Below are 19,394 nucleotides of genomic sequence, written 5' to 3'. Positions count from 1 at the left end.
GATGCGGTCCTTGCACACGCAACTTCCGCATTCAGAGGACGAAATGCGGAAGTGTGGGGAGCGCACACAGGCTTGTGCGCAGATGTGGGCCGTAACCACATGGCTCAAGCGGGCCGGGCGACCTAACGTCGTCCGGCATGAGTGGTGCGTATCACAGCGATCTGGCCGGTAAGTCCGCGCTGGTCACGGGCGCGGCGAGCGGAATCGGCCTGGCCTGCGCCGAAGCGCTGGCCGAGGCGGGGGCCAAGGTCCACCTCGCCGACATCGACGACGCCGTCGTGAAGGCGGCGGCCGACGTCGACGGCATCGCGCACGTCGTCGACCTCACCGACGCCCGGGCCCTCGAGACCCTCCCGGCCGAGATCGACATCCTCGTCAACAACGCCGGTTTCCAGCACGTCGCGCCGATCCATGAGTTCCCGCCCGAGACGTTCACCCGCATCCAGGCGCTCATGGTCACCGCGCCGTTCCTGCTCATCCGCCGCGCGCTGCCGAACATGTACGAACGCGGCTGGGGACGCGTGGTCAACATGTCCAGCGTCCACGGCCTCCGCGCGAGCCCGTTCAAATCCGCGTACGTCACCGCGAAGCACGCGCTCGAAGGACTCTCCAAGGTCACCGCGCTCGAAGGCGCGGAACACGGCGTGACCAGCAACTGCGTCAATCCCGGCTACGTCCGGACACCGCTGGTCACCGGCCAGCTCCAGGCGCAGGCCGAAGAACACGGGCTCGAACGCGACGCCGTCATCGAACAGGTCCTGCTTCGCCGGTCGGCGATCAAGCGGCTCATCGAACCCGCCGACGTCGCCGCGTGCGTGCTCTGGCTGTCCGGAGGCCACGCCGCCCACGTCACCGGCACCTCCATCCCCCTCGACGGCGGTTGGACCGCCGCGTGAACCCCCAAGAAAGGAAGCCCTCGGTGACCACGCAGAACCGCGGCTCGATCGCGAAGGTCGTCAGCGCCAGCCTGATCGGCACGACGATCGAGTGGTACGACTTCTTCCTCTACACCTCCGCCGCGGCGCTGGTGTTCGGCGAATTGTTCTTTCCCTCCAACGATCCGCTGACCGGCACGCTGCTGGCCTTCCTGACCTACGCGGTCGGCTTCCTCGCGCGGCCGGTCGGCGGGCTGGTGTTCGGGCATTTCGGCGACCGGGTCGGCCGCAAGAAACTGCTGGTGCTGAGCCTGCTGTTGATGGGTGGTTCGACCTGCGCGATGGGCATCCTCCCGACGTACGCCTCCGTCGGTGCCCTGGCGCCGATCCTGCTGACGTTGCTGCGGCTCGTACAGGGTTTCGCGCTCGGTGGCGAATGGGGTGGCGCGGTGCTGATCGTCTCCGAACACGGCGACGACAAACGGCGCGGGTTCTGGGCGTCTTGGCCGCAGTGCGGTGCCCCTGGCGGGAACCTGCTCGCGACGGCCGTCCTCGCGATCCTGGCGGCGACGCAGTCGGACGAGGCGTTCCTCAGCTGGGGCTGGCGGATCCCGTTCCTGCTTTCCGGTGCCCTCGTGGTGATCGGGCTGTGGATCCGGCTCGCGGTCAGCGAATCGCCTGTCTTCTTGGCGGCGCGGGAGAAAAGCAAGCCCGAGCACGCGCCGGTCGTCGAGGTGTTCCGGAACCACTGGCGCGCGGTGCTGATCACGATCGGCTCGCGGATGGCGGAAAACGTTTCGTACTACGTGATCACCGCCTTCATTCTCGTTTACGTCACCACCGGACTTGGTCTGCCGAAATCGGCCGGACTCAACGCGGTGCTCATCGGTTCGGCCGTGCATTTCTTGGCCATTCCTTTGTGGGGCATTCTTTCCGACCGGATCGGACGCCGCCCGGTGTATCTGTTCGGCGCGATCGGTATGGCCGCGTGGAGTTTCGCGTTCTTCGCGATGCTCGACACCAAGAATTCCGGTGTCATCATTCTCGCCGCGACCGTCGGACTCGTGTTGCACGGCGCGATGTACGGCCCGCAGGCCGCGTTCTTCTCCGAGCAGTTCCCGACGAGGGTCCGCTACACCGGCCTTTCGGTCGGCGGGCAGCTGTCGTCGATCGCGGCGGGCGCGGTGGCGCCCCTCATCGCGGTCGCACTGTTCAAGGAGTTCGGCAGCACGGTCCCGGTCTCGCTTTACGTCGTCGCGATGTGCGCGCTGACCGTGATCGCGCTGCTCGTCGCCCGCGAGACGAAGGGGGAATCCCTGCATTCCGAAGTTCTCACGAAGCGCGGTCACGTGTCAGCATGACCTCTGTGGACGGTGCCGAGACGGCGAGGCGGTTGCGCCGGCTGCTCGAACTGCTCGCCTCCGGTGCGGGCAGCGAGCAGCTGGCGCACGTCCCCGTCGATCCGAAGGCCACCGAGCTGGCGCTGCGGATCCGGGACACCGTCGCCGAGCACCGGCGGCGCGAGGCGGAGCTGGCCGCGCTGTTCGACACGGCCAGCGACCTCGCCCGGCTGGACGATCCGGACGCCGTCCTCCGGTCGATCGTGCGGCGGGCGCGGGCGCTGCTCGGCGTGGACGTCTCGTATCTCAGCCTCAACGACGAAACCGAAGGCAAGACCTACGTCCGCGTCACCGACGGCTCGGTTTCCGCGCTGTTCCAGGACATCGTGCTCGGCATGGGCGAGGGGCTCGGCGGGCTGGTCGCGCAGACCGCGCGGCCGTACGCGACGGCGGATTACTTCAACGACGAGCGGTTCCGCCATACGTCGTCGATCGACACCGGGGTGCTCGACGAGGGACTGACCGCGATCCTCGGGGTGCCGCTGGCGATCGGCAGCAAGGTCATCGGGGTGTTGTTCGCCTCCGACCGGACCACGCGGGAGTTCTCGCCCGACGAGGTCGCGTTGCTGTCGTCGCTGGCCGACCACGCGGCGATCGCGCTGGACAACGCGCATCTGCTCGACGAGACGCGCCGCGCGGTCGCCGAGCTGAACGCCGCCAACGCGACGATCAGCGCGCACAACGACGCGATGCGCCGCGCCGAAGACGCGCACGACCGGTTGATGGACCTCGTGCTGCGCGGCGGTGATCTGGCCGAGGTCGCCGTCGCGGTCGCGGACGTGCTCGGCGGCGCCATCGCCGTCTACGACGCGGAAGGCGTTGTCCTGGCCCGGACCGGCGGGGAGCTGAGCGTCTCGCGTGCGGCGGTGTCGGCGTCCCGGGCGAGTGGCCGGGCCGTGTCCACAAAGGACGGTTGGCTGTGTGCTGTTCAGGCGGGGCAGGAGTTCCTCGGCAGCCTGGTACTCGGCGACGGGCCGTCGCTCGGCGAGGCCGACCGGCGGCTGTTCGAGCGGGCGGGTGTGGTCACCGCGGTGCTGCTGATGCAACGGCGTTCCGTCGCGCGCGCCGAGGACGAGGTGCGTGGGGAGCTGCTGTCGGATCTGCTCACCGCGCCGGGCCGCAATCCCGCCGCGTTGCTGGCGCGAGGCAGACGACTTGGAGTCGATTTGTCGACATCGCACGCGGTGCTGATCGCGCATTCCGATGCCGTCTCGCGACGACGGCTGGCCACAGCGGCCGCACGGCATGCGGAGCTGGTCGGTGTCCACGCCGACGAGGTCGTCCTGCTGGTCCGCGGGGCGGATGCCGGCGCGCTGGCCAGATCCGTCGCCGCTGAGCTGACGTCCATAATGGACTGCCCGGTGACGGTGGGTGCGGGGGGCCCGGCGGTCTCGCCGCGGGAACTGGCCGTGGCGCACGCCGAAGCCGCGCGGTGCGTCGCGTCGTTGCTGGCACTCGGGCGGGCGGGGGAAGGCGCGAGCATGGCCGATCTCGGATTCGTCGGGCTGCTCCTCGGTGAGCACGCCGATCTCGGCGCGTATGTGACCGCCACGATCGGCCCGGTGCTCGACTACGACGAACGCCGCGGCACGGATCTGATCGGCACCCTTCGCGCGTACTTCGCCTGCGGCGGCAACTTGACGCGGGCGAAGGAACTGCTCCACGTGCACGTCAACACCGTCGTGCAGCGGCTGGACCGCATCGCGTCACTGCTGGGTGAGCAGTGGCAGGCGCCCGAGCGCGCCCTGGAACTCCAGCTCGCGCTCAGGCTGCACCGCCTCACCCATGGCCGAAACGGATGACCTCGTCGAAACCGCGGCGGGTCAGGGTTCGGGGAAACCAGCCGGTTCAGTCGGCCTGGATCGTATGTCCGAGGCCAGGGCCGGCCTCGTCGCGAGGGCCAGAACGAGCCGCATCGGCGACGATAAGCGGGGCCCCTCAAGGGTCGGTACCCGGCGCGACCACACAAAATCGGCCGCCGCTGTGGTGGTCTGCCACCTGGAACCCCGCGGGTGGCGGTTCTAGCCTCGGGTAATGCGAAAACTCCTCATCGGCGCGGTGGTTTCGGCACTGACCCTTCTCTTTTCGACTCCGGCACAGGCGGCGGCGATCCGCCCGGTGACCGGGTTCGGGAGCAATCCCGGTGCGTTGCGGATGTTCGACTACGTTCCCGACGGGCTGCCGCCCGGCCGTCCGGTGGTGGTCGTGCTGCACGGCTGCACCCAGGACGCGGCCGGCTACGCGCGCGGCTCCGGCTGGGTCGGACTCGCGGACAGGCTGCGGTTCAAACTTGTTCTGCCGCAACAGGTTTCGACGAACAACTTCAACAAGTGCTTCAACTGGTTCCAGGCGGGCGACATCAAGCGCGGATCCGGGGAGGCCGAGTCGATCGCGCAGATGACGCGGTATGCCGCCGGAAGCCGCACGTATGTGACCGGGCTGTCGGCGGGTGGCGCGATGACCTCGGTGCTGCTGGCGGCGTATCCGGAACTGTTCGCCGGCGGCGGTGTCGTGGCGGGGCTGCCTTATGGCTGCGCGACTTCGATGATCGACGCGTACTCCTGCATGAACCCCGGCAAGGATCTGACTCCGAAGCAGTGGGGTGACAAGGTGCGGGCCGCGGGCACGGGGCCGCGTTCGCCGGTCAGCGTCTGGCACGGGACCGCGGACTACACGGTCGCCCCGATGAACATGCGCGAGCTTGCCGAGCAGTGGGCCGATGTCGGCGCCGCCGTCGACACGCACGCCATCACCGGGATGGGGCACGGGCAGCCGATCGCGCCGCGGTCCGGTTGCGGTCAGGCCGGGCCGTATCTGCTCGACGTCGGCGTGTGCGCCGCGGGAGAACTCGCGGCGAAATGGCGGCTAGGCGAGGACGGCGTCCAGTAGGCCGGGGAACCGCGCGTGGATGTCCTCGGCGCGTAGTTCGACCCAGCGGGTCCGGCCTTCGACGAACGTCGTCGTGAGGCCGGCCTCGCGTAAGACCTTCCAGTGATGGGAGAGCGTCGGCGCACTGATCTCGACGTCGTACTCGGTGACGGCGCAGCTTCGCGGCGAAGGGTTGCTTCGCAGGGCGCGGATCAGCTCCAGGCGTACGGGATCCGCGAGCGCCTGGAGGACCGGCACGATCTCGATCTCCGCGGTCGCCGGCTGCGGCAGCGTGGTGCTCACTTCGCTCCAACTATTTGACAGTCATCGAATAATTCGGCCACTGTACCCCGTATGACGATTCGACGATCATCAAATGATCGGCTCGCTCTGGGGGCTCTGCTGGTACTCGCCGTCGGGACGTTCACCGTCGGCACCGACGGGTTCGTCCTGAATGGGCTGCTGCCCACCATCGCCGCCGACCTGCGTGTTTCCGAAGCCGTCGCGGGCCAGCTGACCACGGTCTTCGCGGTGACCTACGCGGTTTCGTCACCGCTCATCGCGGCGTTCACCGGACGGCTGGACCGGCGGTGGGTGCTCGGCGCGGGGATGGTGCTGTTCACGATCGGCATGGCCGGTCAGGCGATCGGCGACTCCTTCGCCGTGGTCGCCGCCGCACGCGTGCTGGCCGCCCTGGGCGCCGCCGCGTTCCAATCCAACGCCTACGTCCTCGCCGGAGCATTGGCTTCGGACGAGCGTCGCGGCCGCGCTCTGGCCACCGTCTCCGCCGGGATGAGCGTGTCGATGGTGCTCGGCGTGCCGATCGGGGTGCTCGCCGGGAACTGGTTCGGCTGGCGCGCGGTCATGTGGGGGATCGGCGCGGTGGCGGTGGTGGTGACGCTGCTCGTACCGTTGCTGCCGGGTGTCCGGATGCCGACGGTGACCCTGCGTGCCAGGCTTGCCGTCGTCGCGCGACCGCCCATCGCGCGTGTGCTCGGCGTAAGCGTTCTCGGTACCGCTGCGGGCTTCGCGGCCTTCGTGTACCTGCCGGTGCTGGTGGCACCCGTGGCGGCGGGCGCGATGATCTCGTGGCTGCTCGCCGGTTTCGGGATCGGGCAGATCGCGGGCAACGCCTTCGCGGGCCGTGCGACCGACTCACTCGGTTCCGCGCGCGTCCGCTCGATCTCGCTCATCGGTACGGTCGCGACGCTGGCGCTGCTGGACGTCGCTGTGCTGAGCCTTCCCGGCGCGCTGGTCTTCGCGCTGGCGTCGGGGATGTCCGGTGGGATGCTGATGGTGCCGCAGCAGCACCGGCTGTTCTCGCTGGCGCCCGATGCGCCGACGGTCGCCATGGGGCTCAACGGTTCCGCGATCTACGGCGGTGGTGCCCTCGGTGCCGTGCTGGGTGGCGTCGTCCTGTCGTCGGCGGGTGCCTGGTGGGTCGGCCCCGTTGCCGCCTTCGTCGCTCTGCTCGCCTTCGCGCTTTCGGTCCCTTCGCGGAGGCGGGTGGTCCAGCCCGCCTGACCGAAAGCGATAGCAAGGGACCCTTGCTATCGTTAGCGTGGGTACGCTAAATATCGCGTGGCCGCTCGACTTTCCCGTGCTGTGGTGTCCCCAATGTGGCATTGGGGACACCGGGGGTCACCATGGGGAACGCGCCCAGCGACAGCAAAGGTCCCTTGCTCCCTTTTCGCAGGTCAGGGGCTCCAGTGAAGACCCGGGAGCCTTGGGGCGGCCGGGTCAGCTCGCGCGCACTCGCAGGGAGTCGAGAGCCTCGCGTACGTGGCCATCGTTGGCCGCCAGCGCCTTCGCCGCGTTCGCGACGTCCTCGCCGGACAGCAGATGGACCAGCGCGACCTTGAGGTCGCCGTCGGCCTCGGTGAGCGCGTCGGAGCAGTCCGCCATGCTCATGCCGGTGGCCTCGCGCAGGATCCGGATGGTCCGTCCGCGCAGCTTCGCGTTGGTCGCCCGCATGCTGACCATCAGGTTCGAGTACGTGCGGCCGAGCTTGATCATCGTCGCGGTGGAGAACGCCGTGAGGATGATCTTCTGCGCCGTGCCCGCCTTCATCCGCGTCGACCCGGCGATCGCCTCGGGGCCGGTGTCCACCGCGATGAGGACATCGACACCCGGCGGCGTCACCGCGGCCGGATTGCCCGAGACCAGAGCGGTACGGGCACCGCGACGGCTGGCCGCGGCCAGCGCGCCGAGGACGTAGGGAGTCCGGCCGGAAGCCGTCAGCCCGAGCACGAAATCACCGGGGGAGACGGACTCGGCCACCTCGGCGGCTCCGGCCTTCGCGTTGTCCTCGGCGTCTTCCACGGCTTGGCGCAGCGCGCGTGCGCCGCCCGCGTGATGCGCGATGAACCAGTCGGAGGGCACGTTGAACGTCGGCACGAGCTCCGCCGCGTCCAACGTCGCCAGCCTGCCGGAGGTACCGGCCCCGAAGTAGTGCACGCGGTGTCCCGACCGCAGCGCTTCCACGGCGAAGTCGACCGCCCGTGCCACCTGCGGCAGGACCGCGGCGACGGCTTCGGGGACCCGGCGGTCCTCGGCGTTGATCGCGCCGAGGATGCCCATGGTCGACATCAGGTCGATGTCGGTCGTCCGTGGATTGCGCTGTTCGGTTGGCGAATCGACGTGCACCACCTGGCGTGGGACGGTCATCATGCGCCTCACTTTTCCATTCATTTGCCGGTTTCCCGCGGCCGCCGCCTGCCGTCGGGCCGAACGCCCAGACGGTGCGAGCCAACCGCGTCCCTGGTCGCGTCGAGCGCGTTGACCGACGCGTCCATGTGCCGCTGCGCGACACCGATGAACAGGCAGTCGATGACGGTCAGCTGCGCGATGCGACTGGCGGTCGCGCCCGATCGGAACGTCGTCTCCCGCGCGGCCGTGGTCAGTACGTGGTCGGAGACCTCGGTGATCGGCGAACGCGGGAAGTTCGTCACGGCGACGGTGATCGCGCCGTGCTCGCGGGCCACGCGCAGCGCCTCGACGGTGTCCGTGGTCGCGCCCGTGTGGGAGATGCCGATCGCGACGTCTCCGGGGCTCAGCACGGCGGCCGAGGTGAGCATGATGTGCGTGTCCGACCAGGCGAAGCTGACCCGCCCGATGCGGTGCAGCTTCTGCTGCAGGTCCGCGGCCACGAACGCGCTCGCGCCCACACCGTAGACGTCCACCCGGCCGGCGCCCGCCAAAACGTCGATCACCCGCTGTAGCGACGGGACGTCGAGCTGGTCGGCGGTCTCCTCCACGGCACGGGCGTCCGCGAAGCTCACCTTGCCGATCACCGCGGCCAGGTCGTCCTCGGGACCGATCTCGCCGCCGAGGTTCCGGCTCGACCGGGCCTCCGTACGGGCGGTGTCGGCCGCCAAGGCGATCCTGAGCTGCGGATATCCGCCGACACCGACGGCTTTGCAGAACCGCGTGACGGTGGTTTCGCTGGTATTGGCCGCGAGCGCGACCTCGGTGATGCTGCGCCGCGCTACCGTCGCGGGGTCCTCGAGGACGACCTTCGCGACACGCTGTTCAGCCCGGGCGAGCCCGGGCAGCAGTGAGCGAATCCGGACCAGCGGGCTCGCGTCAGCGTCCCGTGCCGGCTGCGCCGGCAGGGCCTCGGACGGTGCGGCCGCGATTACGGATTCGGTATCGCCCACCGTGGGAAAGTTACTAACCGTTGGCATCTGCGACAAGGCTACCCACACCCTTCGGGAAGATCGCAACCTATCCGTGTCTGCGGATTCGATTTGCGATTAATCGTTGACCAGAAAGTCGCTAACCAGGTCGAGGTCGTTAACGAGGTCGAGCTAACGACTTGGCAACTTAGTGTCGCGACGCAAGGGGCTATGTCCCGGTCAACGGGGAAGCAGGGCAGCGCACCGGAACCAAGTGGTTACCTAGTGCTCAATTTCCAGCCGGTAGCGACAAAAGCAGGGGGATTATGCTCACTGTCCAGCAGTATGCGGCCGCGTTCAGTGACTTTCACACCGTCCAAAGAAATTCCGCGGCCGGTGTAACGGGCATCGGTCGTATAACGCCAGCGAAGGCCGATTTGTGAGCTTTGTGACACCTCGGCGGCGACCCGCCACCAAGCTCGATGTCCGTGCCCGCCGAGGCCGGTCTGATCTCCCGCGGGAGCGCCGGGGCCGCCGACACGCAGAGTAATCGTTTTCCAGGTGGCTCCACCGTCGTTACTTGTTTCCAAGAAAAGCGAGTCCGACGGGCCTTCGGTGTCCACGAAGGTGTTGAAGGAGACCTTCAGCGGTCCGCCGCGCGTCTGTAACGGCGGAGTCGTGAGCGTGGCCGTGGAGACGTCCCCGGCGCCGCTGAACCACGCTTCACGGCCGTGCGCCGGGCGGACGGCCATCGCCTTCGCGAGCGAGCTCGCCCAAGCTTCCCTGGCGAGGTTGATCGAGCCCCAGCTCCGCGTCGGGTGCACGCGGTTGGTGAGCAGGATCGCGAACGACCTCGACAGCGGGTCGATCACCAGCGAGGTCCCGGTGAATCCGGTGTGGCCCGCCGTGGAGGGCGCCGACAGCGCGCCCATGTACCAGGGCTGATCGAGTTCGAAGCCGAGCCCGTGGGAGTTGTCGGGGAACTTGTGGTTGTAGTTCGTCAGCATCGCCCGCACGGTTTCCGGGCGCAGGATTCGCTGACCGCGGTACGCGCCGCCGTTGAGAATCGTCTGCGCCAGCACGGCCATGTCCGAGGCGGTGGAGAAGACGCCCGCGTGCCCGGCGACGCCACCCAGCGACCAGGCGTTCTCGTCGTGGACCACTCCGCGTACGAGCCCCCGGGGCGGCTTCGCGGCGTACTCGGTCGCCGCGACCCTGGCGAGTTTCGACGCCGGCGGGTTGTATCCGGTGTCGGCCAGGCCCAGCGGGACGGCGATGCGGTCTTGGACCACCTTGTCGAGTGGCGCCCCTGCCAGCTTTTCGACCAGGAAGCCGAGCGTCAGCAGGTTGATGTCGGAGTACAGGTACGTACCGCCGGGCGCGTTCTTCAGGGAGCTGTCGAGGACGGCCTTCCTGCGCGACGGGATGTCCGGGTAGCCCTCCCACAGCGACGGGAGCGGTGTCGCGGCGAAGCCCGAGACGTGCGTGAGCAGCTGCTGGACGGTGACGGCCTCCTTGCCGTTCACCCCGAACTCCGGCAGGTACCGCACCACCGGCGCCGAGATGTCCAGCTTGCCCGCCTCGGCCAGCTGCATCACCGCGATGGAGGTGAACAGCTTCGAGATCGAGGCCATGTCGAAGATGGTGTCCGCGCGCATCGGCACCTGCTGCTCCGGTGGCAGTTCTGTGCCCTTCGCGTCGGCGTAGCGGACCGCGCCGCCGACGGCCTGGCGTTCGACGACCACGCCGTCGTGCGCGAGCAGGCCGACCGCTCCGGAGAAGTGCGGATGCCCGGTGGCGTCCGGCTTCGTCCAGCTCTCGATGAAGTGCTCGGCCGCCTTGATCGGCGCCGGGTCGAGCCCGACCTCGGAGGGCGCGCCGTCGCGCAGGACGGTGGACGCGGGCGCGAAGCCTTCGCGCGGCTTGTCGAACCGGCCCGCCGCGCGGTCTCCCTGTTCTCCGCTACCCGGAATCGCCTGTGCTCCCGCCGTCGACAGCGTGGTCGCCGCGACCAGGACGGAAACAGCCGCGATCAGGATCTTCCTAACACGCAAGGTCGTTCCCCTCAGCGATAGATGAGATGGCGACGGCGTTTCCGGTCGAACCCGGCCAGTTCGGCCTGCCAGGACGCGACGATCTCGTCCGGCCCGGCGCCCTTGTCGATCATCGTGCGCAACCTGTCGGAACCGGAGAGCTTGTCGAGGAAGTTGTCGGGCCGCCACTTGAACTTGTCCGGGTGCACCTGTTTCGCGGTGACGAACATGGTGACCGCGGTGCGGATGGCGTCGAACGCCCGCGGGTCCGTGATGGTCACCTGCACACCGCCGCAAGGCACGTTGACGAACTTGCCGAACGTCGGCACGAAGTACGCCTCACGGAACTTCACGCCGGGAAGCCGCAGTTCGCCGAGCTTTTCGCGCCAGCGCCAGTCGAGACCCGGCGCGCCGATGATCTCGAACGGCCTGGTGGTGCCTCGCCCCTCGGAGAACACGGTGCCCTCGAACATCCCGGTGCCGGGATAGACCAGCGCGGTCTCCGGCGTCGGCATGTTCGGGCTCGGCGGGATCCAGGTCAGCCCGGTGCGGTCGAAGAGCTGATCGCGCCGCCAAGCACGCACTTCGACGATCTCGAGCTCGCCCGGCGTGACGCCCTCGGCCGGCAGGAACTCGGCCGCGAAGAACCGCGCGAGTTCACCGACGGTCATGCCGTGCTGCTGCACGATCGGCTTCCGGCCGACACCCGAGGCGAACGCCGGGTTCAGCATCGGTCCGGCGGCCTTGCCACCCAGCGGGTTCGGCCGGTCCAGCACGACGACCGCCGCGCCGGCCTTCGCCGCCGCGACCATCGCCGTGTACAGCGACCAGATGTAGGTGTAGAACCGCGCGCCGACATCGGCGATGTCGAAGACGACGGTGTCCACACCCGCCTTCGTGAACATCCCGGCGAGCTTTGTCGCGTCGGCGCCGTACACGTCGTACACCGGCACGCCGGTGCGCGGATCGGTGTAGTCGCCTTCGGAGCCGCCCGCCTGCGCGCTGCCGCGGAAACCGTGCTCCGGCCCGAACGCGGCGAGTGGCCGGACCCCGGCGGCGACCATCGAGTCGACGATGTGGTCACCGCTCGCCAGGACGCCCGTGGGATTCGACAGCACTCCGAGCTTGCGGCCGGACAACGGTGCCCAGCCCTTGGCTGCGAGCACGTCCGCTCCGGTGCGGGTGAGCGGGGGACCTTTGCTCTCGCTTTCCGGCTGCGCCCCCGCGACCGAGGACCCGGCCGTCAGCGCGGGGACCGCGAGCACACCGGTGGCGAGGAAGTGGCGACGGTTGAGGTTCACCAGGTCAGCCCGTGGCCGAAGGGGTACTTCACCGTGCCGACGTCCTTGCCCGCGGGGACGTCCACCGGGAGCTTGCCCTGCGGCTTCACCTTCCCGAGGATCACCTTCGCCAACGCTTCGAGCGAAGGCGAGATGTAGCCGTACGTGGCGAGCCACGTCTTGACCGGGTTCTCGTAACCGGCGTCGTAGGGGATCTGGGCGGCCACCGCGACGACGGGCTTCCCGGTGTCGGCCAGTGCCCGCAACAGCTTGCCCTGCAAGGGATACGTGCCGACATTGTTGGTCAGCACCACGACGAGGTCGACGTTCTTCGCCGCCGCGACGGCCTGCGAGATCTGCGCGTCGGTCGGTGCCTGGCCGGTCTGCAACGCCGTCGCCCGCGTTCCGTGCGCGGTGAGCTTCGCGGCCAGTGACGTCGTCGTGCTCACGCCCCAACCGGTCACCAGCGTCTTCGCGGGCTGCTGCTTGAGCGGCAGGACGCCACCGTCGTTGCGGATCGCGGTGACCGACCGGTCGGCGATGCCCTGCGCGGTCGCGAGGTTGGCCGGGGTGCCGACCTTGGAAGCGACCTTGGCCGGGTCGACGAACGGCGAGGTCAGGATGCCCCGGTTCAGCTTGAGCTTGAGCACCCGGAGGACGCTCTCGTCGATGCGCCGCTCGGTCAGCTCACCCTTGCGGACGGCGTCGAGCACCGAGTTGATCGCGAGTTCGAGGTTCACCGGCATGAGCAGCTGATCGATGCCCGCCTTGAGCGCCAGCACCGGGATCTCCGCGTCGCTGTGCCTCTCGCGCACGGCGTCCATCGAGAGGGAGTCGGTGACGACGACACCGCGGTAACCGAGCTCCTCGCGCAGTTTGCCGGTGAGGATCGGCTTCGACAGCGTCGCGGGCTCGCCCGACGGGTCGAGGCTCGGGAACTGGATGTGCGCGCTCATGATCGAGTCGATGCCCGCCCTGATCGCGGCCTTGAACGGCGGCACGTCGGTCTCGCGCCAGCTGGCCTCACTCCGGTCGATCCTGGGCAGCTCGTGGTGACTGTCGGTGGCGGCGTCGCCGTGTCCGGGGAAGTGCTTCGCGGCGGCGGACACCGTCTCGGAGCGTCGTCCGGAGTTCTGGAAGCCCTTGACCTGGGCCGCGACGAACTCGCTCGCCAGATCCGGGCGGCCGGAGAAGGAGCGGACACCGATCACCGGGTTCGCCGGATTCGAGTTCACGTCGGCGTCGGGGGCGAAGTCCTGGTTGATGCCGACGGCGCGCAGTTCGTGCCCGAGGATCCTGGCGGCCTCCTGCGCGGCCTTGGTGTCACGGCCGGCCGAGATCGCCATCGCGTTCGGCAGTTCGGTGGCGGGGGCCCCCATCCGGGTGACCGTGCCGCCTTCCTGGTCGGTCGCGATCTGCAGCGGGATGTGGGCGCCGCCGCGGAGGGCGGCGCGCTGGAGCCCGTTCGACAGCTTCGCGACCTGGACCGGGTCGTCGAAGTTGTCGCGGCTGTCGTTGTTGAAGTAGATGACGCCGCCCAGGTGGTACTTCGCGATCACCTGCGCGGGGGTGTCCACGCCGAAATCGGCCTTGTTCTTGGCGTTGACCTCGTCGGCGGACTTCCCGTTCACCCACGTGACGAACAGCTGGCCGACCTTCTGCTCCAGGGTCAATCCGCGCAGCGTCCGCTGCGCCTCCACGTCGGCCGTCACCGGCTGCGCGGTCGCCGGGACACCCGTGACGGCGAGGGTGAGCAGACCCGCGAGGGGCAGGGCGAGCGCATGGATCCTCCGATGACGGGCGTGCGCGGTTCGGGTCGTCACCTCAAGCCTCCCAGATTCGTGCCTGACTCTCAGGTGGAAAGAAGTCCACCTGGAAGCACTGATATCCGGAAGCTACCCACGAGCACTTTGCTTGTCCATCGGCCACCCCCGCGATCGGTCCGTTCATACACAAAGGGACGCGAAGGGGCCGGTCACGCTCGAAACCGGGGATAAACACTGGCGGCGCCCGTCAGCCGAAGCCGGCGGGCGCCGCCAATCAGTGCGGGCAACTCGGGCGACCAAGCGTGCAACTCTGGTCGTACCTTCATGGACTCGGCGTCCGGCGTCCCGATACGCAGTCCCTAGACGACGAGCCTCCCGCGGCGCGCTGCGCGTGGGTACCCGGTGTCCGCACACGGAGATTCGCCGGGGTGGAACAGGCTTCTCTTCTACCTGTTCCCTGGCCGACCGAACGTCCGCACTTACTTTCTACGCCGTGAGCCGGGTCACTTCAAGTGCGCAGACGGGTGCACCGGTACAGAGGCTCGATCTAGTGACACGGGCACCCTCCGCGATGGACAATTCGCCGCCCTGGCTGCGAAAACCGGCTCGGTACCGCCGTGTGGGTGTGCGCTCAGCGAGGGCGTTTGCGCCGGTTGTAGCCGTACCAGGTGGCCCCCGCGGCGAAGGCGCCGAGCGCCACCAGCCCCGCCGACCGCGCCGGGATCCGGGTCCGCAGCGACATCGGGTGCTCGAAGGCGAGGATCTCCCAGCCCTGCTCCGTCGCGTGCTTGCGCAGGACGCGGTCGGGGTTGACCGCGTGCGGCCGTCCGACGACCTCGAGGAGCGGGATGTCGGTGCTCGAGTCGGTGTACGCGTGGCACTGGGTGAGGTCGTAGCCGTACGTCGCCGCGAGTTGCTTCGCGGCGACGGCCTTGTTCTCGCCGTAGCAGTAGAAATCGACTTCGCCCGAGTAACGACCGTCCACGATCTGCATCCGCGTGGCCACGCTTCGCGTCGCGCCGAGCATTTCGGCGACCGGGGCGACGACTTCCTCGCCGGTCGCCGACAACACGACGACGTCGTGCCCGTCCGCGCGATGCGCGGAGATCAGTTCCGCGGCTTCCGCGTAGACGAGCGGATCGACGACGTCGTGCAGCGTCTCGCGGACAATCGCGGACACCTGAGCGACGTCCCATCCGGCGCACAGCGCGGAAACCTCCGCCCGCATCCGCTCGGTCTTCGCCGCGTCCGCGCCCGAGAGGGAGAAGACGAGCTGGGCGTACGCGCTGCGAAGCGCGGCTCGGCGGTTGATCAGGCCTTCGCGCAGAAGAGGCTTGCTGAAGGCCAGCGCGCTCGAAGAGGCGATGATCGTCTTGTCGAGATCGAAGAACGCCGCGACCGTGCTCTGGGTCGTGCTGGATCGGTCCACCCGCCAAGGATAGGAGAGCCGGAGACCGGCCCGCCCGTTGGTCGACCACGGCCGGGCCGCCGCGATGGAAAATTCACGACCGCGCACCGGATCCGGCGCGTCGTGCCGTTACCGAATTGTGGGTACCGGCGTCGCCCGCAACGGGGCGGTACCGGAGTTACAGTGAGATTGTCCGGTTTCGCACCGGACCCAGGTTCAGTCCGACCCCCCGGGGCTGAACCCCAGGCGGCCCTCGTCCCTCCCCCCTGGCGAGGGCCGCCCTCTGACTTCCCGCCCTGCCAATGGTTCAGACCTTGTCGGCCGTGGAAATTCCGCCAGGGCAAGGACGACTCGGCCGGAGTTCGTTAACTTTCTTTTCTCTCAACGGTTTTCGCGCTTGTTCTCAACGGAAAACGGCGAGGGCGGGTTCGCCGCGGAAAGCCGGGAAGTGTGCCGGAACGGACCGACGAAACCGGTGGGGGACCGGTTCCCCGCGGCGGAGTTGTCCACAACACCCCGGTTGTCCACAGGCGGGACGGAATGGCGTTGTGCGCGGCCGGAACCGGCGCGACCGTGGAGTCACAACCCGAGTCCGACCGAATCACTGGGGGAGTCATGACCGACGAACATCCGCTCGTCGTCGCCGGAGACGACATCCTGCTCGACGAGATCCTGCGCGTGGCGGCGGCCGCGGGCTGCGAGGTCGAACGAGCGCCGGATCTGGACGCCGCACGCGGGAGATGGGCCCGCGCGCCGCTCGTGGTGCTCGACGAGGAGGCCGCGAGCACACCGAATCGCCTGCTGCGACGGAACAAGGTCCTGCTCGTCTGCAAGGGCGCGCCGACCCCGGTGACGTGGGAGCGGGCCTTCAACACCGGTTCGGAGAAGGTCCTTTCGCTGCCGGACGAGGAAAGCGACCTCATCGGTGAGTTCGCCGACGTCGTCGACGGGCCGGCGCGTGACGACGGCGTCGTCATCGGGGTCATCGGCGGCCGGGGCGGAGCCGGTGCTTCCGTACTGGCGGCCGCCGTCGCGTACCGGGCGGAGAAATCCGGCAGCGGCGGTTTGCTCGTCGACTGCGACCCGCTCGGTGGCGGGGTCGACGTCCTCCTCGCCGCCGAACGCGATCGCGGGCCCCGCTGGCCGGAGCTCGACCTCGGCGGCAGGGTGTCCATGACGGCGCTGAGCGAAGCCCTGCCGCGAAAGAAATACGCGACCGGCTCACTGTCCTTTGTGTCCTACGGCAGGGAAGGCCGCGGCCCCGGACCGGACGCGATCGAGGGCGTGCTGTGCGCCGGACGGCGGGCGGGGCGGACGGTCGTCTGCGATCTGCCGAGGTACTTCGGCGCCGAAACTTCCGCCGCGATCGGGCTGGCCGATCTGATCGTGATCGTCGTCCCCGCGGAACTCCGTGCCTGCGCGGCGGCGAAACAGGTCATCGCCAGACTCGAACCCCACGCGACCCGGATCGGTGTCGCGGTCCGGGGGCCGTCGCCCGCCGGGCTGATCCCGCAAGAGATCGCCGACGCCGTCGGCGTCCCGCTCATCACGTCGATGGGCCGCGAGCGATCCCTGTCGGCGGCCCTCGACCGCGGCGAGTTCCTTCTCAAGCCTCGCGGGCACCTGGCCACGGCCGCCACCGACGTGCTCGCGGCCGCGCGCGGAAACCTGGCCGGTGCCTCGCGATGACCGACGATCTGGTCGAGCGGGTCCGGCGGCGGCTGGCCGGATCCGCCGTCCCGGCGGATCCGGTGAGCGTCGCGCGGGCGGTCCGCGCCGAAGCCGGCGGAGCGCTCGGACAGGACGCCGTCCTCGGCGCGGTCCGGTTGGCCCGCGACGAGTTCGTCGGCGTCGGCCCGCTCGCGCCGCTTCTGGAAAAGCCCGGCGTCACCGACATTCTCGTCACCGCCCCCGATGAGGTCTGGGCCGACATCGGTGAAGGTCTCAAAGAGACGGAAGTTCGCTTCGCCGACGAGGAAGCGGTCCGCAGGCTGGCCCAGCGGCTCGCGCTCGCCGGTGGGCGACGGCTGGACGACGCGCAACCGTTCGCCGACTGCTGGCTACCGGGGACGGGACCGCGACGCCGGATCCGGATGCACGCCATCCTCCCGCCGATCGCACCCGCCGGGACTTCCCTTTCCCTTCGCGTTCTCCGCCCCGCCACTCATGATCTCGCCGAACTCCGGTTGCGCGGGGTCTTCGGCACCAGCGGTGCGGACCTGCTCGATTCGGTCATCCGGCGACGGCTCGCGTTCCTGGTGTCCGGCGGGACAGGGGCGGGCAAGACGACGCTGCTTTCCGCGTTGCTGGGTGCGGTGTCCCCGGGCGAACGCATCGTCTGCGTCGAGGACGCCGGCGAACTGCAACCGGATCATCCGCAGTTCGTCAGCCTGATCGCCCGCCCGGCCAACGTCGAGGGCGCGGGTGAGATCGGCCTCGGCGAACTGGTGCGGCAGGCGTTGCGCATGCGCCCGGACCGCCTGGTCGTCGGCGAGGTGCGCGGCGCGGAGGTCTGCGCGCTGCTCAACGCGATGAACACCGGGCACGAGGGCGGGGGTTGCACGTTGCACGCCAATTCGCCGATGGAGGTCCCCGCACGGATGGAGGCGCTGGCCGCGCTCGGCGGGCTCAAACGGGACGCCCTGCACAGCCAGTTGACGGCGGCGGTGCGAGTGGTGCTGCACATGCGCCGACTGCCGAGCGGGATCCGGCGGCTGGACGAGGTCGGCGTCCTCCGGTCGTTCCGAGGCGAGGCCAAGGTCGTCCCGGTCTGGAGCAAGGGCAACTGGATCGGCGACGAGACCCCGTTCGAGGAGATGGCGGCATGAACCCCTGGTTCCTTCTCTCCTGCGGAGCGGGATTGGCTTGTTGGCCGAGACCAGCGGCGGGCACGCCGTTCGTCTGGCGGCTGCCCCAGGCCGTGCGCGCGGGCTGGTGGCCGCTGCCCGCGTTGCTCGTCCTGCCGGTACTCGGGATCGGCTGGGCGGTGGCGACACTCGTGTTGTCCTTGACCGTCCGCCAGGAGCACCGGTGGCGGGCACGGGCGAAGGCGGCGCTGGCCGAAGCCGAGCTCACCGCGTCCGTGCTGCGGACGATGATCGGCGAACTCCGGGCGGGCGCCCATCCGGTGGCGGCGGCCGAAGCCACCGCGGAGGCGGTGCCCGCGGCGTCCGAGCGGTTGCGCGGACTCAGCGCGGCCGCCCGGCTCGGTGGCGAGACCACCGATCCGGACGCACCGTCGGCGCTGGTGAACGCCTGGACGCTCGCGAACCGGTTCGGGCTCCCGATGGCCGACGTGCTCGACGCCGCGCGGCGGGACGCCGAGGCGGAGATCGGCTTCCGGCGCCGTCTCAAGGCCAAGATGGCCGGGCCGCGGGCGAGCGCCGCCGTGCTCGCCGTCCTCCCGTTGGTGTGCCTGCCGCTCGGCGAGGCGATGGGGGCGAGCCCGGTCAGCGTCCTCACCGGGACGGGTGCCGGTCAATTCCTGCTCGTCGTCGGCAGCGCGCTGATCTGGGCGGGTACGGCCTGGTGCCGGGCACTCACCGGGCGGGTGGCGCCGTGCTGACCGGGGCGGCGTTGATCCTGCTGGGCAGCGCCCTCTTCTCCTGGCCGCACGTCGCTGTCCGGCCCGTCGCGCGGCCAGGACGTCTCTTCACCTGGTTTCGGGAACGGTCGTCCCGGGACGAAGGCGTGTCCGAACTCCTCCGGTCCGCGGCCACCCTCGACCTGCTGGCCGCCTGTCTGGCGGGTGGGCTGCCGGTGCCCGTCGCGATCGAGGCCGTCGTACCGGCCGCGTCACCGAAGACCGCGGCGGCCCTGCGTTCGGTGGCGTCGCATCTGGCCGTGGGTATCGGACCGGCGGAAGCCTGGGCACCGATCCGCGATCGGCCCGGTCTGACCGAACTGGCCGTCGCCGCCGTCCGCACGGCGAGAGCGGGCACCGCGCTCGCGACACACGCGAAGGACCTCGCGCGAAGACTGCGCGAGTCGCTTTCCGCCGAAGCCGAGGAGCGCGCTGAACGGGCCGGAGTGCTGCTCGCGGCACCTATCGGCCTCTGCTTCCTCCCCGCGTTCCTTTGCCTCGGTGTCCTGCCCGTCGTACTCGGCCTCACCGGCCGTCTCGGCGGCGTCCTCTGACCGAAAGGCG

At 69.5% G+C, this 19,394-nt stretch carries 16 protein-coding genes; 9 read left to right on the top strand and 7 right to left on the bottom strand.

Translation table 11 applies throughout. The features are described 5' to 3' along the window. The first annotated feature begins 137 nt into the window (after positions 1-137). The 4 genes from ACZ6DT_RS00535 to ACZ6DT_RS00520 all read left to right on the top strand — a co-directional run bounded on the left by ACZ6DT_RS00535 (position 138) and on the right by ACZ6DT_RS00520 (position 5,164). Entirely contained in the window at positions 138-896 is a 759-nt protein-coding gene (locus ACZ6DT_RS00535) for a 3-hydroxybutyrate dehydrogenase (RefSeq protein ID WP_465586584.1), read from the top strand. A gap of 23 nt (positions 897-919) precedes the next feature. After that, complete coding sequence (locus tag ACZ6DT_RS00530) at positions 920-2,236, top strand: MFS transporter (RefSeq protein WP_465586581.1); 1,317 nt, start codon at positions 920-922, stop codon at positions 2,234-2,236. Next, entirely contained in the window at positions 2,233-4,077 is a 1,845-nt protein-coding gene (locus ACZ6DT_RS00525) for a helix-turn-helix domain-containing protein (protein ID WP_465586578.1), read from the top strand. Before ACZ6DT_RS00530 ends, ACZ6DT_RS00525 begins: the two co-directional genes overlap by 4 nt. 232 nt (positions 4,078-4,309) lie before the next feature. Beyond that, on the top strand, positions 4,310-5,164 hold the full coding sequence (locus tag ACZ6DT_RS00520; RefSeq protein WP_465586575.1) for an extracellular catalytic domain type 1 short-chain-length polyhydroxyalkanoate depolymerase: 855 nt from the start codon (positions 4,310-4,312) through the stop codon (positions 5,162-5,164). On the opposite strand, the gene ACZ6DT_RS00515 is transcribed toward ACZ6DT_RS00520, so the two are convergent. Next, positions 5,141-5,446, bottom strand: a complete 306-nt coding sequence (locus ACZ6DT_RS00515; RefSeq protein WP_465586572.1) for an ArsR/SmtB family transcription factor — start codon at positions 5,444-5,446, stop codon at positions 5,141-5,143. The two genes, ACZ6DT_RS00520 and ACZ6DT_RS00515, sit on opposite strands and share 24 nt — an antisense overlap. A gap of 51 nt (positions 5,447-5,497) precedes the next feature. Here ACZ6DT_RS00515 and ACZ6DT_RS00510 point away from each other — a divergent pair, with 51 nt between their 5' ends. Then, the gene (locus tag ACZ6DT_RS00510; protein WP_465586569.1) at positions 5,498-6,667 is read left to right on the top strand and encodes an MFS transporter; all 1,170 of its coding nucleotides are present in this window, start codon (positions 5,498-5,500) and stop codon (positions 6,665-6,667) included. Positions 6,668-6,883: 216 nt separating this feature from the next. On the opposite strand, the gene ACZ6DT_RS00505 is transcribed toward ACZ6DT_RS00510, so the two are convergent. The 6 genes from ACZ6DT_RS00505 to ACZ6DT_RS00480 all read right to left on the bottom strand — a co-directional run bounded on the left by ACZ6DT_RS00505 (position 6,884) and on the right by ACZ6DT_RS00480 (position 15,268). Next, positions 6,884-7,813 carry an N-acetylmuramic acid 6-phosphate etherase gene (locus tag ACZ6DT_RS00505; RefSeq protein ID WP_465586567.1) on the bottom strand — a complete coding sequence of 310 codons (930 nt, stop codon included), beginning with the start codon at positions 7,811-7,813 and terminating at the stop codon, positions 6,884-6,886. 17 nt (positions 7,814-7,830) lie between these two features. Then, positions 7,831-8,829 (bottom strand): MurR/RpiR family transcriptional regulator, encoded by a 999-nt coding sequence (locus ACZ6DT_RS00500; RefSeq protein WP_465586565.1) that lies wholly within the window; start codon positions 8,827-8,829, stop codon positions 7,831-7,833. A gap of 209 nt (positions 8,830-9,038) precedes the next feature. Then, on the bottom strand, positions 9,039-10,814 hold the full coding sequence (locus tag ACZ6DT_RS00495) for a serine hydrolase domain-containing protein (protein ID WP_465586562.1): 1,776 nt from the start codon (positions 10,812-10,814) through the stop codon (positions 9,039-9,041). An 11-nt stretch (positions 10,815-10,825) separates the two neighbouring features. Further along, positions 10,826-12,094, bottom strand: a complete 1,269-nt coding sequence (locus ACZ6DT_RS00490) for an exo-beta-N-acetylmuramidase NamZ family protein (RefSeq protein ID WP_465586560.1) — start codon at positions 12,092-12,094, stop codon at positions 10,826-10,828. After that, positions 12,091-13,896 (bottom strand): glycoside hydrolase family 3 protein, encoded by a 1,806-nt coding sequence (locus ACZ6DT_RS00485; RefSeq protein WP_465586557.1) that lies wholly within the window; start codon positions 13,894-13,896, stop codon positions 12,091-12,093. Before ACZ6DT_RS00485 ends, ACZ6DT_RS00490 begins: the two co-directional genes overlap by 4 nt. 574 nt (positions 13,897-14,470) lie before the next feature. Further along, positions 14,471-15,268: an HAD family hydrolase gene (locus ACZ6DT_RS00480; RefSeq protein WP_465586555.1), complete on the bottom strand. Its 798-nt coding sequence runs from the start codon at positions 15,266-15,268 to the stop codon at positions 14,471-14,473. A 594-nt stretch (positions 15,269-15,862) separates the two neighbouring features. On the opposite strand from ACZ6DT_RS00480, the gene ssd reads away from it, so the two are divergent. From ssd to ACZ6DT_RS00460, 4 genes are read left to right on the top strand one after another with little or no spacing between them, the layout of a single operon-like run. Continuing rightward, complete coding sequence (gene ssd, locus ACZ6DT_RS00475) at positions 15,863-16,936, top strand: septum site-determining protein Ssd (RefSeq protein WP_465586552.1); 1,074 nt, start codon at positions 15,863-15,865, stop codon at positions 16,934-16,936. Then, positions 16,933-18,075, top strand: coding sequence for a TadA family conjugal transfer-associated ATPase (locus ACZ6DT_RS00470; RefSeq protein ID WP_465586550.1), 1,143 nt, complete (start codon positions 16,933-16,935; stop codon positions 18,073-18,075). The genes ssd and ACZ6DT_RS00470 overlap by 4 nt, the downstream gene beginning before the upstream one ends. Further along, a complete protein-coding gene (locus ACZ6DT_RS00465) occupies positions 18,072-18,812 on the top strand; it encodes a type II secretion system F family protein (protein ID WP_465586548.1) in 741 nt (246 codons plus the stop codon). The genes ACZ6DT_RS00470 and ACZ6DT_RS00465 overlap by 4 nt, the downstream gene beginning before the upstream one ends. After that, positions 18,776-19,384, top strand: a complete 609-nt coding sequence (locus tag ACZ6DT_RS00460; RefSeq protein ID WP_465586546.1) for a type II secretion system F family protein — start codon at positions 18,776-18,778, stop codon at positions 19,382-19,384. The genes ACZ6DT_RS00465 and ACZ6DT_RS00460 overlap by 37 nt, the downstream gene beginning before the upstream one ends. The last annotated feature ends 10 nt before the right edge of the window (positions 19,385-19,394 follow it).

This window comes from Amycolatopsis sp. NPDC041971 (genome assembly GCF_055588925.1).
The sequence above is the reverse complement of the archived record's forward strand: the minus strand, read 5'-3'. Positions and strand labels throughout refer to the sequence as shown.

What these genes read in the sequence shown, in the direction of transcription:
- ACZ6DT_RS00535 (WP_465586584.1), top strand. Translation starts at nt 138, where the DNA reads ATGAGTGGTGCGTATCACAGCGATCTGGCCGGTAAGTCCGCGCTGGTC.
- ACZ6DT_RS00525 (WP_465586578.1), top strand. Translation starts at nt 2,233, where the DNA reads ATGACCTCTGTGGACGGTGCCGAGACGGCGAGGCGGTTGCGCCGGCTG.
- ACZ6DT_RS00520 (WP_465586575.1), top strand. Translation starts at nt 4,310, where the DNA reads ATGCGAAAACTCCTCATCGGCGCGGTGGTTTCGGCACTGACCCTTCTC.
- ACZ6DT_RS00510 (WP_465586569.1), top strand. Translation starts at nt 5,498, where the DNA reads ATGACGATTCGACGATCATCAAATGATCGGCTCGCTCTGGGGGCTCTG.
- ACZ6DT_RS00505 (WP_465586567.1), bottom strand. Translation starts at nt 7,813, where the DNA reads ATGATGACCGTCCCACGCCAGGTGGTGCACGTCGATTCGCCAACCGAA.
- ACZ6DT_RS00500 (WP_465586565.1), bottom strand. Translation starts at nt 8,829, where the DNA reads ATGCCAACGGTTAGTAACTTTCCCACGGTGGGCGATACCGAATCCGTA.
- ssd (WP_465586552.1), top strand. Translation starts at nt 15,863, where the DNA reads ATGACCGACGAACATCCGCTCGTCGTCGCCGGAGACGACATCCTGCTC.
- ACZ6DT_RS00470 (WP_465586550.1), top strand. Translation starts at nt 16,933, where the DNA reads ATGACCGACGATCTGGTCGAGCGGGTCCGGCGGCGGCTGGCCGGATCC.
- ACZ6DT_RS00465 (WP_465586548.1), top strand. Translation starts at nt 18,072, where the DNA reads ATGAACCCCTGGTTCCTTCTCTCCTGCGGAGCGGGATTGGCTTGTTGG.